The sequence below is a fragment of the Gammaproteobacteria bacterium genome (assembly GCA_041395725.1).
Lineage (GTDB): Bacteria > Pseudomonadota > Gammaproteobacteria > Pseudomonadales > Pseudohongiellaceae > NORP240.
Genome location: JAWKZW010000001.1, coordinates 3,102,398 through 3,115,876, shown reverse-complemented (window position 1 = coordinate 3,115,876; position 13,479 = coordinate 3,102,398). Strand labels below are relative to the sequence as shown.

The 13,479-nt window shown below is 52.3% G+C and carries 16 protein-coding genes; 12 read left to right on the top strand and 4 right to left on the bottom strand.

From position 1 onward, the window contains the following. Positions 1 to 49: 49 nt before the first annotated feature. From hisG to R3F50_13690, 4 genes are read right to left on the bottom strand one after another with little or no spacing between them, the layout of a single operon-like run. Positions 50 to 700, bottom strand: a complete 651-nt coding sequence (hisG, locus tag R3F50_13705) for an ATP phosphoribosyltransferase (GenBank protein ID MEZ5491359.1) — start codon at positions 698 to 700, stop codon at positions 50 to 52. A 24-nt stretch (positions 701 to 724) separates the two neighbouring features. After that, positions 725 to 1,987, bottom strand: coding sequence for a UDP-N-acetylglucosamine 1-carboxyvinyltransferase (gene murA / locus R3F50_13700; protein ID MEZ5491358.1), 1,263 nt, complete (start codon positions 1,985 to 1,987; stop codon positions 725 to 727). Positions 1,988 to 2,015: 28 nt separating this feature from the next. Then, positions 2,016 to 2,255: a BolA/IbaG family iron-sulfur metabolism protein gene (locus R3F50_13695; GenBank protein ID MEZ5491357.1), complete on the bottom strand. Its 240-nt coding sequence runs from the start codon at positions 2,253 to 2,255 to the stop codon at positions 2,016 to 2,018. A gap of 17 nt (positions 2,256 to 2,272) precedes the next feature. Further along, entirely contained in the window at positions 2,273 to 2,896 is a 624-nt protein-coding gene (locus R3F50_13690; protein MEZ5491356.1) for an ABC transporter substrate-binding protein, read from the bottom strand. A 209-nt stretch (positions 2,897 to 3,105) separates the two neighbouring features. On the opposite strand from R3F50_13690, the gene R3F50_13685 reads away from it, so the two are divergent. The 12 genes from R3F50_13685 (at position 3,106) to yjgA (ending at position 13,303) form a co-directional block, all read left to right on the top strand. Continuing rightward, on the top strand, positions 3,106 to 4,059 hold the full coding sequence (locus R3F50_13685) for a calcium/sodium antiporter (protein MEZ5491355.1): 954 nt from the start codon (positions 3,106 to 3,108) through the stop codon (positions 4,057 to 4,059). Between the two features lie 15 nt (positions 4,060 to 4,074). After that, complete coding sequence (locus R3F50_13680) at positions 4,075 to 5,049, top strand: KpsF/GutQ family sugar-phosphate isomerase (GenBank protein MEZ5491354.1); 975 nt, start codon at positions 4,075 to 4,077, stop codon at positions 5,047 to 5,049. A gap of 24 nt (positions 5,050 to 5,073) precedes the next feature. Further along, the gene (locus tag R3F50_13675) at positions 5,074 to 5,619 is read left to right on the top strand and encodes an HAD hydrolase family protein (protein MEZ5491353.1); all 546 of its coding nucleotides are present in this window, start codon (positions 5,074 to 5,076) and stop codon (positions 5,617 to 5,619) included. Positions 5,620 to 5,690: 71 nt separating this feature from the next. Further along, a complete protein-coding gene (gene lptC, locus R3F50_13670) occupies positions 5,691 to 6,275 on the top strand; it encodes an LPS export ABC transporter periplasmic protein LptC (protein MEZ5491352.1) in 585 nt (194 codons plus the stop codon). Continuing rightward, positions 6,256 to 6,777 carry an LptA/OstA family protein gene (locus R3F50_13665; GenBank protein MEZ5491351.1) on the top strand — a complete coding sequence of 174 codons (522 nt, stop codon included), beginning with the start codon at positions 6,256 to 6,258 and terminating at the stop codon, positions 6,775 to 6,777. The genes lptC and R3F50_13665 overlap by 20 nt, the downstream gene beginning before the upstream one ends. Positions 6,778 to 6,786: 9 nt before the next feature. Beyond that, a complete protein-coding gene (gene lptB / locus R3F50_13660; protein MEZ5491350.1) occupies positions 6,787 to 7,512 on the top strand; it encodes an LPS export ABC transporter ATP-binding protein in 726 nt (241 codons plus the stop codon). Positions 7,513 to 7,773: 261 nt separating this feature from the next. Next, positions 7,774 to 9,276: an RNA polymerase factor sigma-54 gene (locus R3F50_13655; protein ID MEZ5491349.1), complete on the top strand. Its 1,503-nt coding sequence runs from the start codon at positions 7,774 to 7,776 to the stop codon at positions 9,274 to 9,276. A gap of 39 nt (positions 9,277 to 9,315) precedes the next feature. After that, positions 9,316 to 9,765: a PTS IIA-like nitrogen regulatory protein PtsN gene (gene ptsN / locus R3F50_13650; protein MEZ5491348.1), complete on the top strand. Its 450-nt coding sequence runs from the start codon at positions 9,316 to 9,318 to the stop codon at positions 9,763 to 9,765. Between the two features lie 281 nt (positions 9,766 to 10,046). After that, entirely contained in the window at positions 10,047 to 10,904 is an 858-nt protein-coding gene (gene rapZ / locus R3F50_13645) for an RNase adapter RapZ (protein ID MEZ5491347.1), read from the top strand. Positions 10,905 to 10,911: 7 nt separating this feature from the next. Continuing rightward, on the top strand, positions 10,912 to 11,178 hold the full coding sequence (locus R3F50_13640) for an HPr family phosphocarrier protein (GenBank protein MEZ5491346.1): 267 nt from the start codon (positions 10,912 to 10,914) through the stop codon (positions 11,176 to 11,178). A 198-nt stretch (positions 11,179 to 11,376) separates the two neighbouring features. Further along, positions 11,377 to 12,735 carry a magnesium transporter gene (mgtE, locus tag R3F50_13635; protein MEZ5491345.1) on the top strand — a complete coding sequence of 453 codons (1,359 nt, stop codon included), beginning with the start codon at positions 11,377 to 11,379 and terminating at the stop codon, positions 12,733 to 12,735. A 58-nt stretch (positions 12,736 to 12,793) separates the two neighbouring features. Further along, a complete protein-coding gene (gene yjgA / locus R3F50_13630; protein ID MEZ5491344.1) occupies positions 12,794 to 13,303 on the top strand; it encodes a ribosome biogenesis factor YjgA in 510 nt (169 codons plus the stop codon). The last annotated feature ends 176 nt before the right edge of the window (positions 13,304 to 13,479 follow it).

The window sequence follows — 13,479 nt, the reverse complement described above, 5'->3', positions numbered from 1 at the left end:
TCCTTTACGGTAAAAACCTACTGGTAATGGTCTGGAAAGCGAAAAGAAATCAGGAATCAACGGCGGCCTTGAGCTTGCCGAGGATTTCGCGGATAGCCGCGTTCTTGATTTTCAGTGAGGCCTTATTCACGATGACCCGGGAACTGACATGCGTGATCAGGTCCAGTGCTTCCAACCCGTTCGCTTTCAGAGTCTTGCCGCTATCGACAATATCCACAATGGCATCTGCGAGCCCCAGAGAGGGAGCAAGTTCCAACGCGCCGTTCAGCTTGATCAACTCAATCTGACGTCCCTGCTCGGCGAAATAACGCCGCGCGATATTGATGAATTTGGTAGCCACACGCAGCCGGCTTCTGGAGCGCCAAAGGACATCCAGGTCGCGCCCCTCCGGCGCCGCGGTCATCAGACGACAATTGGCCAGCTTCAGGTCCAGAGGCTCATAAAAGCCTTCCCCGCCGTACTCAAGTATCAGATCTTTTCCAACTACCCCCATATCCGCACTGCCGAATTCTACGTAGGTGGGGACGTCTGAACCGCGAATGATCATCAGACTGACATTTTCCAGATTGGTGGGAAAAATGAGCTTGCGACTGTTGAAAATATCTTCGGCAGGGACTATTCCCGCTTTCTCGAAGAGGGGCAAGACTTCCTGCAATATACGCCCTTTGGTCAGGGCTATTACCAGTTTAGGATCGTTCATAATCTGCTTTGCGCCCCGGGTCTGTCAGGACGGCACCCGCCGGATCCTGGCACCCAACAGCTGCAGTTTTTCCTCGATGCATTCGTAGCCACGATCAATGTGATAAATACGGTCAACCACCGTTTCGTTTTGCGACACCAGACCGGCGATGATAAGGCTGGCGGACGCCCGTAAGTCAGTTGCCATTACTGGTGCGCCTTTCAATGATTCGACACCATCGACAATCACCGTATTGCCCTCTACCCTGATTGACGCTCCCATGCGATTCATTTCATGTACATGCATGAAGCGATTTTCAAATACCGTTTCAGTGATAGACCCCGTGCCTTCGGCGACTGCATTGAGAGCCGTGAATTGGGCCTGCATATCGGTTGGAAATGCAGGATAAGGCGCCGTTCTTAAGGAAACACTCTTCGGGCGTCTGCCATGCATATCCAGTTCTATCCAATCCTTACCAACCTTGATATCAGCTCCGGCCTGTTCCAGTTTCGCAAGCACTGCCTCCAGGATGTCAGGGCGGGTATCCTTAACCCGGACACGACCACGCGTGGCGGCCGCCGCAATCAGGTAGGTGCCGGTCTCTATTCTGTCCGGCATTACCGCGTAGCTGCAGCCATGCAGCGCAGGAACCCCATCGATGACAATGGTATCGGTACCCTGGCCCTCTATTTTTGCGCCCATTTCCACCAGGAAGTTAGCCAGGTCCACTACCTCAGGTTCCCGAGCGGCATTCTCGATCACGGTTCGTCCTTCGGCCAGCGTTGCAGCCATCAGAACATTCTCTGTTCCCGTAACTGTCACCATATCCATGAAAATATGGCTTCCTTTCAATTTGCCGTCTACAGAAGCTTTTATGTAACCGTCCTCTACCTTTATCTGTGCTCCCATAGCCTCAAGCGCACTGATATGCAGATTGACCGGGCGACTGCCGATGGCACAGCCGCCTGGGAGTGCGACCTCCGCCTGCCCATAGTGGGCCAGCAAGGGCCCCAGCACGAGTATTGATGCCCGCATAGTCTTGACCAGTTCATACGGGGCACTGAAGCTCTTGATTGTGCTGCTGTTTATTTCGACGCTGAGCTTTTCATCGACAATGGGCTCAACGCCCATGCAGCCCAACAACTCAATCATCGTGGTTATGTCATACAGATGTGGCAAATTGCGAATTTCTACCGTTTCTCGCGTCAATAGCGAGGCAGCCAGAATCGGCAAGGCAGAGTTTTTCGCACCGGCGATGCGAATTTCCCCATTAAGAGAAATGCCGCCATTAATGATCAGCTTATCCATCGAAGCCCTCGTATGAAATCAATCGCTGTCACGAAAGCGCATTGAATTCGTTCTGTGTAAACAGCCGCATGGTTACGGCGTGAATAGCTCCGCTGGTGATATGCTGGTTGAGAATCCGGTAGATTTTCTGTTGCCGCTTGACAGCGTTCAGACCGTCAAAACTGTCGCCGACGGCGGTGACCAGATATTTCCCGTCACCACCCTCTACCTTGATGTCACATTCAGGAAGTTGTTCGGTAAGTAGTTGTGAAATTATTTGCGAATTCAATGTCAGGCCTCGAGTTACTACTTCCAGTTGTCCAGTACCGTGTCGATATCGTTATCGTACTGTGCCATGGCGGCGGCAAACTGGGTATAGTACTGACGCCCGAGATTGATCCCCCCGAGGCTCAGATTCTTCAGTTTCCATTCTTCGTTCTCATTGAGAAACATCTGGTACTGAAGCCTGAAAGAGCCGTTACCGTTGCCGTTGCCGCTACCGATTCCCTTGATTTCCATGCCTACGATCCTATCGGCCCTGGGGTCAGTCGGTTCATTGTTCGAAGGCACAAACTCCAGCTCCTGGCCGGTATAGGAAGCCAGGGCCGCTCCATAGAATCGCGTCAGCGTAGTGCGAAGAATAGTTCCGAAGCGGCTGATCTGGGCTTCCGTAGCAGACTCTGCGTAGCGGGACATCACAACAGTTGCCACGGCTTCAAAATCAACGATAGTGACCAGAGCGGACTCAATAGCACCGAAATAGCGCTGCTGGTCGGTCAGGAAATAGGGCTTCGACTCCTGGACAGTATCGAGCAATTCCTGCACGCCACCCTGAACAGTTGCCAGCGCGGTCATGGGTGGTTCCTGGGCATTGCTCAGGCCGGTCAGTAACAGCACGGCAGTAAAAACTAACTTCTTCAATGTATTCATTTGGTTATCTCCGACCAATATGCCCTGGACAACATCCTGGTGTGGTATCGGTGGTAAATGGAATCAGCACGACTCCTGATGACGGAAGTTGCAGGGACTCCGCGGGGTGGATTGTACAATATTTGACCGCCCCAATAAATTATTACTTGCAAACTGGACTAAACGCCATTGTAATTGAGCGCTTTATCAAATTTCGCGCTAAAAATTCCATGGTATTAGACGTAGTTATAGTCGTGCTGGGCTTTGTCGGGCTGATCTGGGGTGCCGACAAATTCGTTTTCGGGTCGTCCGCCCTGGCGCGAAATATGGGCGTCTCTCCACTGATGATCGGCCTCACCATCGTCGCCTTCGGGACATCCGCCCCGGAGATTTTTTCGTCCGCCGCTTCGGTGGTGGAAAATGAACCTGAACTGGCTATCGGAAATGCGCTGGGCTCAAACATCTTCAATATAGGAATTGCGCTGGGAATAGCTGCACTGATCAGCCCGCTTAGACCCCCCAAGTCTCTGTTTCATAAAGAAATCCCCGCCCTGCTTTTAGTCACCATCGTGACCGGCATTCTGTTCGCCAACCTATATCTCGGGTTTGTTGATGCCATTATTCTGATGTCGATTACGGTCTTTTTTGGCTACAAGCTATTCCGAAACCGAGTCAAGTCCAGCAGCCTGCCCGAACTTGAAGACGACAACCTCATGCATCTCTCCAATGCCCGGGCGTCAATTTATCTGGTTCTCGGGCTGGCCCTGCTGGTACTGAGCGCGGATGCCATTGTCACGGCCTGCTCATCCCTCGCCCAGGCCCTGGGGGTATCGTCAGCAATAGTCGGTTTGACCGTGGTAGCCCTGGGGACCAGCCTGCCGGAGGTAGCCGCCTCAGCTGCCTGCGCCCTGAAGGGTCACCATGATCTTGCTATCGGAAATATTGTTGGATCGAACATTCTAAATTTGTTAGCCGTACTGCCATTCCCCGGCCTTTTCGCACCCGTAGAGCTTGAGCCCATGTTGCTGCAGCGAGATTTTGTTGCAATGCTGCTGATGACTATTCTGTTGGCCTGGCTGTGTTTCCGATCAACAAGAAGTGACATGATGATCGGCAGAGGCTATGGTGTCATTCTCATATCCTGCTATTTAACCTGGTTTGGCATCATGGCCTTCCAGATGTAGAGCCGCACCCCGAACATGATTCCTACTGAACAATTCCTTAATAGCGCCAGGCGAACTATCGAGATTGAATACCATGCGGTAAAGTCTCTGCTGGATCGTATCGACTCCGACTTTGAAAAGGCTTGCCGGATAATGTTGTCCTGCGAGGGCCGGGTGGTCGTGACTGGCATGGGAAAGTCGGGTCACATTGCACGAAAAATTGCCGCCACCCTGGCGAGTACCGGTACCCCGGCAATGTTTGTCCATCCTGGAGAAGCCGGTCACGGGGATCTGGGCATGATCACGGAGAAAGACGTGGTCATGGTCCTGTCAAATTCTGGTTCCACCGAAGAATTGATTACCCTGCTACCGGTTTTGAAACGAAAGGGTATCCCATTGATCAGCATGACTGGCAAGCCTGAATCGCAGCTGGCCAGGGCTGCCGATGTGAAACTGGACGCCAGAGTGTCTGAAGAAGCCTGTCCTCTGGGTCTGGCCCCGACTTCCAGCACCACCGTAGCGCTGGTCCTCGGTGATGCACTGGCCATGGCGCTGCTCGAAGCACGCGGCTTCACCAGCGACGATTTTGCCGTTTCACATCCGGGTGGTCGCTTGGGACGGCGCCTGCTACTCAAAGTGGTCGACATCATGCATGCGGGTGAAAACATTCCCAAGGTCTACATTCATACTGTATTAAGCGATGCCCTGTTAGAAATAACTCGCAAGGGTTTTGGCATGACTACCGTAGTTGATGATGACGGCAGTATTTGTGGCGTCTTTACAGACGGCGACCTGCGCCGGGCAATTGATTCCGGCAAGGATATAAAGCTGACTAAAATCGAATCCGTCATGTCAAAGAATTACAAGCACATTGGAGAAAACTCCCTCGCCGCAGAGGCCGCCAAACTTATGCAGGACAACCGTGTCTATGCACTGGTAGTCAAGAACGACGAGCAAGAACTCAGCGGCATCCTCAAGATGCATGATCTGTTGCAGGCTAACGTTGTATAGACAATTACCTGCGGAGAGAGTCCCATGATTTATCAGAGTGAGCAACAGCAACTAGACTCAAGAGCCCGGGAAATCAGGCTGCTGCTGCTGGATGTTGACGGCGTAATGACAGACGGAAGCCTCTATGTCGGCGACTCGGGTGAAGAGCTCAAGGTATTCAACAGCCTTGATGGCCACGGCATTAAACTCCTGCAACGGGCCGGTGTGAATGTGGGGATAATTTCCGGGCGGAACTCTCTGCCACTGTCCTGGCGGGCCAATGAACTTGGCATCCACCTGCTGTTCAAAGGGCGAGAAGACAAGCTTTGCGTCCTCGAGCAGATTGCAGAGGAACAATGCCTGCCGTACGAAGAAATTGCGTATGCCGGGGATGATCTGCCGGACCTGGCTGTCATTGATCGAGTCGGGCTGGGGATATCCGTTCCCAACGGTCACGCTGAAGTAAAGAAAAGAGCCGACCTGCTGACGGAGAAAGAAGGAGGCCGAGGCGCTGTGCGTGAAATCTGTGACTTCCTCCTGCAGGCACGAGGAGCCTACGATCGGTTAATCAAAGACAGCCTTGGTCGCTAGCGCTCTATTTTTGGCAGCATTAGGACCTCTGACGTCCTACTATCGAAAACCGCGCAGGTAAACTCTTACGTATGCAACGAATAAAGTTCATCCTGATCCCCGGTATTCTGGCGACTCTGATGTTTCTCGGAATCGACTTTTTCACGCAGAACCGAGAAGCCTCCAACACACCGGCCCCGACATCGACCATTAATTACGATGGCTATTCCGAGGGTATCAGCTCTGTCCACTTCGATGAACATGGCAGGATACGTTACACACTTCAGGCCAGCCGGCAGATCAGCTACGTGGAGGCGGAAACCGCGCTTGAAGAACCGTTTATTCAGCTCTACCGGGAAAATGATTCCCGCTGGAATATCGTTGCCAGATCGGGGAAAATCTTCACGGGGAATCAGGAAGGCGACGCCATCGAGCAAATCATACTCGATGGTGATGTAGAAGTTTACCAGCTGGACGATTCCGGCAATCGGACCGTACTGCTGACGCAAACACTCAGCGTGGATCCGACCCGGGACGTGCTGACGACTGAAGCCGATGTGAGCATGGTTGGTGAGGACTTCGAGCAATCCGCGACAGGCATGCGCGTAAATCTCGATACAGAGGAATACATTTTTCATCGCGACGTAAGAGGCAGGTATGCAGCTTCGCAACATTAAATTTACCCTCGCAGCGCTGTTCTGCTTCACGAGCGGATTCGGCGCCTCGAGCCTTGAATCTGACAAAGACCAGGACATCCTCTACAGTTCACTGGGAAGCTCGACCAGCCGTATGGAAGGTGGCGTTCGGATCATCACCCTCGAGCAGGATGTAAAAGTTACTCAGGGTACTATGGAAATCGGCGGAGACAGCGCAGTTTTCGAAAGCGAAGCAGGCTCCAGCGCCATAAATCGCGTTACTATGAACGGTGCCCCGGCCAGCTACCGACAGCAGTTGGACGATAACGGTACGTTCGTGGAAGGTCAAAGTGACTCCATCTATTATTACGTGGATGGTGAACCGATAGTGGAACTCGTCGGGTCTGCAATTCTGCGAAGTGCAAATGATGTGCTCAGCTGCGCGGCAATCAAGTACTACACGGACAGTCGCTTCACGGAGACTACCGGCCCTTGTGAGGGCATTTCTGGCCGCGCAACGCTTTCCGACTCCCCTTCCAACTGAAGCCGACCCATGGATAATCTGCACGCATCCCACCTGGCGAAAAGTTACAAGGGACGCAAAGTCGTCAGGGATGTTTCGCTTCAGGTTAAGCGTGGGGAAATAGTGGGTCTACTTGGCCCTAACGGAGCGGGCAAGACTACCTGTTTCTATATGATCGTGGGCCTGATTGGAGCCGACAGCGGCCACATTAAGATTAACGCTTCTGACCTTACATCCCTTCCGATGCATGAGCGGGCACGCCAAGGTCTGTCTTATCTGCCTCAGGACTCGTCGATTTTCCGCACACTTTCAGTTGAAGATAATATTCTGGCAATTCTTGAAACCCGGCCTGATCTTGACGCGAAAAGTCGTCATCAGAAGCTGGAAGCTCTGCTGCAGGAATTCCATATCACTCATATCCGCAAGAATCGGGGCCTCAGTCTGTCGGGCGGAGAGCGGCGCCGAACGGAAATAGCACGCACTCTCGCAACGGAGCCAAAATTCATCCTTCTGGATGAACCCTTTGCCGGGGTAGACCCCATCTCGGTCAACGACATCAAACAGATAATTCTGCATTTACGAGAACGCGGCATCGGCATTCTGCTCACTGACCACAACGTCCGGGAAACACTCGACATTTGCGAACGCGCCTATATCGTCAGCGAAGGCAGAATCATTGCCGAGGGAGACGAACAGGCAATCGTCAACAATCAGCAGGTAAGAGAAGTCTATCTCGGTGAGCAATTCCACATCTGACCTACCCCCCCCTGCCTTTCCGCCACTACCCTCGTGTCACGTCACAGGGCCTTAGCAGGCCTGTGATTCCGTAGACATTTAACTTATATAATGGCATGTATGGCAGGCACGAAACTTGCTATACTGGCCTCTCGTGAGTCCTGACAGTAAGCCGGTGCGAGGAAAATGGAAAGCTGTCTTACCGGAGGCATTACGACGAGAAACCTGTTAAGCCACTTTCAGAATATTTATTTTCAGCCACGTTCTGTAGATTATTGAAACATGAAACTATCGCTTCAGCTTAAGCTAGGTCAGCAATTGACCATGACCCCGCAGCTACAGCAGGCGATAAAACTTCTGCAGCTTTCCACCCTTGATTTGCAGCAGGAAATCCACCAGGTGCTGGAATCCAACCCCATGTTGGAAATGGTGGAAGACAGCGAAGACAGTAGCGCTGACGAGCGGGGAGCTAATGCGCAGCAGGAAGAGCCCGGGGTCCGCAGGGAAACCGACAACAGCGCATCCGAAACTGGTGAGGGCACAGACTCAGAATGGGCCGAAACTATCCCTGGCGACCTTTCTGTAGACACCAACTGGGACGACGTTTACCAGACCACTTATACCACTGGGGGTGGTTCTCAGGAATCCGAAGCGCCGGATTTTGACTCCCGCAACGCCGAGTCAGAGACTCTGCAGGATCATCTCCTCTGGCAGCTTAACCTGACCCCCATGTCTGACAAAGACAAGGAAATCGGTTACAGCATCATCGAGGCCATAGACGCCAATGGCATGTTGTCCTCGGATATCGAGTCCATCCACGCTGGCCTTCCTCCCGAACTGGAAGTGGACGAAGACGAAGTACTGGCTGTCCTGCACCGGATTCAGCAGTTTGATCCGGTAGGGGTCGGATACCGTGATTTGAGGGAATGTCTGCTTATACAGCTAAACCAGTTAGAAGATCGGCTGCTGAGTAGCGATATAAAAAATGCGAAGGTAATAGTTGCCAATCATCTCAGCCTGTTAGGCAATAGAGATTACGCTCAAATTATGCGACGTGCAAAGCTCAAAGAACCTGAGCTCAAGCGCGCCATAGCAATCATTGAAGGTCTCGATCCGCGCCCCGGCTCCGACATCGCTCCTCCTTCCACGTCATACGTGGTACCAGACGTGATCGTTACCAAGCAGCCGGAGTCCGGTAAATGGAGAGTCGAACTCAACCCTGATATCGCGCCAAGGCTGCGAATCAATGCAAATTACGCAGCATTGGTCAAGCGCGCTGACAGTAGCGATGTCAACAATTATTTACGGGACAACCTGCAGGAAGCGAGATGGTTTCTTAAAAGTCTGCAAAGCCGAAATGAAACACTCATGAAAGTGGCGACCCGAATCGTTGAGCATCAAAAAGATTTTCTGGAATACGGTGAAGAGGCAATGAAACCCCTGGTGCTGCACGATATCGCTGAGATGGTCGAAATGCATGAATCGACAATTTCCAGGGTCACCACCCAGAAATACATGCATACGCCGCGGGGTATTTTTGAGCTCAAGTACTTTTTTTCCAGCCATGTATCCACGGCAGGCGGTGGTGAGTGCTCGTCGACTGCCATACGCGCAATAATCAAAAAGCTGATAGCGGCGGAAAATGCAAGAAAACCATTAAGTGACAGCAAAATCACCAAGCTACTCGAAGAGCAAGGGATTAATGTTGCCAGACGCACAATCGCCAAATACCGTGAGTCACTGTCAATTCCGCCATCCAATGAGCGCAAGCGGCTGGTTGACTGACCGTCCAACAGGATCAGAAAGAGGAAAAGATAACTTAGAATGCAATTGGAAGATATTCTCACTCCTGAACGCTGTTATTGTGATCTACAAGGTGTCAGCAAGAAGCGCCTGCTGAAGACTGTCAGCGAAAAGATAGAAAAGAATGTCGATCACCTCGACGCCAACACCATCTTCGACGCACTTATGGCAAGAGAGAGATTGGGCAGTACAGGGCTGGGCAACGGAATTGCGATACCGCACTGCAAGATTCCGGAAAGCGAGGAAATTGTTGGAAGTATTGTTACCCTGGAAGAGCCGATCGACTTCGATTCCGTTGACTCCAAACCGGTCGACCTTCTTTTTATATTAATTGTTCCTGATGAGGAATCCGACACGCACGTTAAGCTGTTGGGACAGGTTGCCGAAATGTTCAGCGATGAAAACTTCTGCTTTATCTTGCGCAATACTCACGACGGCGACGACCTGTATAACGTCGCCATAACTTACTAACAGCCGGTAAAGAACTGTTAGCGGGTGTGTGATTCCAAACCAGTGAGCCTTGGATCACGTACCACAGCGCTCTGCGGACATCTGTTGGACGCTACTGCCAGGCGTCGTGCGCAGGGAATGGCCACTCCGTTGCCAGACACGACAACGACGCAGTGGCTCTCTGGAATCGTGTGATCGAGCGGTTTTACAGACAATCACTTTAACGCCACGTTGGCTGCGCAGGCCTTAGAGCTGATTTTACCCGACAGGAAGTCGTTCCGTATTATTATCAAGCAGGCATTATGAAATTACTAATCGTCAGCGGCAGGTCAGGGTCGGGCAAGAGCACCGTCCTCCATATTCTGGAGGACAGAGGCTACTACTGTATCGACAATCTGCCGGCCAGCCTGCTGCCCTCTCTGGCTGACCGGTTGACCACTGACACATCCGTAACGGCCAAAATAGCCGTCAGTATTGACGCCAGGAACATTTACACGGATCTGCAGAATGTGCCCGGTATTATCGAAGAGCTGAAGCAGAAAAATCTTACCATCGATGTGATATTTCTGGACGCAAACAGCCAGACCCTTCTGAGACGCTTCAGTGAAAGCCGACGCAAACACCCCCTTTCAAATGACAAAGTCGGTCTGCGTGAAGCAATCGATAAAGAAACCGAGCTGCTGGAAGCAATTTCCCTGATGGCAAGTCTGAGCATAGACACCAGCGCCATGTCACTGCATGAATTACGCGACGCGATCAAGAGTCGAATTGTCGAAGAGTCCGATGTGGGGCTCGCTTTGCTGTTTCAATCGTTCGGATTCAAGAACGGCATACCGGTAGACGCCGATATAGTTTATGACGTGAGGTGTTTGCCCAACCCGTATTGGGAAACCCCGCTACGCGCGCTGACCGGCCTCGATACAAAGGTCAAGGACTACCTGGACTCACAGCAGGAAGTTCAGTACATGCTGGACGATATAAAAGAGTTCCTGCAAAAATGGCTACCGCGATTTGAGGAAAACAACAGGTCTTATATCACCGTAGCAGTCGGTTGCACCGGCGGCCAGCATAGATCTGTCTACCTGTGCGAAAAGCTCGGGCAATACTTCAAGGATCACATCAGAAACGTACAGGTACGACATCGAGAATTACCCGGATAGTTGAACAATGATCAAGCAGACAGTTGAAATCACTAACAAGGCCGGGCTCCATGCTCGCGCCGCATCCAAGCTGGTTGCGCTGACTTCCGGCTTCAGCAGCAAGATTCAGATTGGCAGTGAAAAGATGGTAGACGGCAAGAGTATTCTTTCACTGATGATGCTGGCCGCCATAAAAGGCACCACTTTGCAGGTGATTGCCGATGGTGAGGACGAAGAGCAGGCGATGACTGCTATCCTTGACCTGATCAACGACAAATTCGGAGAAGGCCAATGATGGGCCCGGGAATCCAGTCGCCCTGCCTGGCTCTATGCCGCGCTTTCTCGTTTCTAAACCTGCCGATTTTAGAGTAGAATCTAACCCTGCCTGTTTCGGGGATTCACGCTCCGCGGCCTCCCCGAAAAACGATTCTTTATTCCCGAATACCTGCCAGCACTGAATGCGGGTTTCACCTATTCATAAGGTACCAGTACGGTGTCTGACAGCATTGAAAGCGTAGTGCACAAAGACCATGTCCTGGAGCTTACGAAAGCTCTAGACAGCGGCTCTGTGTTTCAGGTACGCCACATGCTGAACACACTGCCGCCAGCTGGTATTGCACACCTTCTGGAATCCACGCCACCCAAGGTACGGAATGTACTTTGGCAACTGGTGGACCCCCAGTCGGACGGCGAGGTACTGCAATACCTCAACGAAGACATTCAGAGTGAAATCCTCAAGGAACTGAATGCTGAGGAGGTTGCTGCCCTCACAGTAGGCCTGGAAACCGACGATCAGGTAGACATCCTGCAGCAGCTTCCTCAACAGATTACTGCAGAAGTCCTGCAATCCATGGACCAGCAGGACCGTCAGCGGCTTGAGCAGGTGCTCTCCTATCCGGAAGACACTGCTGGCGGATTGATGAACACGGACACCATAACCGTGCGGCCTCGACACACTATTGACGTGGTGCTTCGTTACCTGCGCAGACACGCACGGCTTCCGGAGATGACTGATAATTTACTGGTCGTTAATCGCGACGATGTGTTTGTGGGTATCCTTCCTCTGCGTAAGCTGCTGGTCTCCGGACCCGGCACGACCGTAAGGGAAGTGATGGATACCGATATTGAAGCCATCCCGGTCGACATGGAAGCCCCTCAGATTGCCGTACTGTTCGAACAGCACGACTGGGTTTCGGCCCCCGTTATAGATCACGAGGGAAAGCTTGTTGGAAGGATTACGATTGACGACATCGTCGATGTTATCAGAGACAGCGCTGAACACTCGCTGATGAGCATGGCAGGACTGGACGAGGAGGATGATACCTTTGCGCCCGTATTCAAGACTGCCCGGCGCAGAGCAGTCTGGCTGGGAGTAAATCTGATGACGGCGATTTACGCCTCGATAGTCATCTTCCTGTTTCAGGACACTCTCGATGCTGTGGTATATCTGGCGGTGCTGATGCCCATAGTCGCCAGCATGGGAGGCGTGGCCGGCAGCCAGACACTTACCCTGGTGGTAAGAAGCCTGGCTCTTGGGCATATCACCCAGGCTAATACCCGCTGGTTGTTAGGTAGGGAACTCGGGGTGGCCGCGCTGAATGGCGCACTGTGGGCAGTGGTGATTTCCACCGTCGTTTATATCTGGTATGGCGAAACGCTGCTCAGTCTCATCATCGCAGTGGCTCTGCTGCTAAACCTGCTGACAGCGGCACTGGCCGGCGCCTATCTGCCTTTGTTCATGAAGCGCATTAATATTGATCCAGCGCTGGCTGGATCGGTAGCATTGACAACAGTTACCGATTCGGTAGGTTTTTTTGCTTTCCTCGGTCTGGCTAACATTTTTTACATGTGACATGACGCTTTTCTGTCACGGGGTATTTGCCTCCTCCACCAGGCAGGTTTGAAGAATAATGGAATTTGATGACGACGGCTCGGAACTGACGAGCAAGACCAGACGCAAAAAGGAAATGCACGCGCTTCAGGCCGTGGGGACCCGTTTGGTGGAATTTCCGGAATCCCGTCTTGCGCAGCTTCCCCTCTCAGAAAAACTTCGTACGGCGATCAGGGAATACAAGCGGCTGCCCAACAGCCATGAAGCGCGACGCCGCCAGATACAATACATCGGCCGTCTGATGAGAGACCATGAGCTCGATCAGATCGAGCAGCAGATTGATCAGGCTCTGGCCCCTCCCAGAGAGACAGCCCGTCAGAAAAAACTGATTCAAAGCAGCTGCGATCAGGTGCTGATGGGCGGTGATCCGGCCATAACCCGGCTGATCGAACAGTACAATGATCTGGACCGGCAGACGCTGCGACGCTTTTACCTGGATTACCAGAAAGCAGAACGCTTAGCCGCCGAGCAGGAATCAGAGATACTGAGAAAAAAACTGGCCAACTACCTGAAAGACCGGTTGCTGTAAGCAACAGACACCCTCTTCTTTTACTGCCGATCCGCAGGGTTCACGTTACTGTACCTGCTGAATAGCAAGGGAATTCTGCTTAATGTACCAGAGTGCCTGGCCAGCGACCTCAACTGACGACTGAGTATTGCGGTATTTAATCAGAGGCTCCTTCAGTGGTACCATCGGTGGCCTGT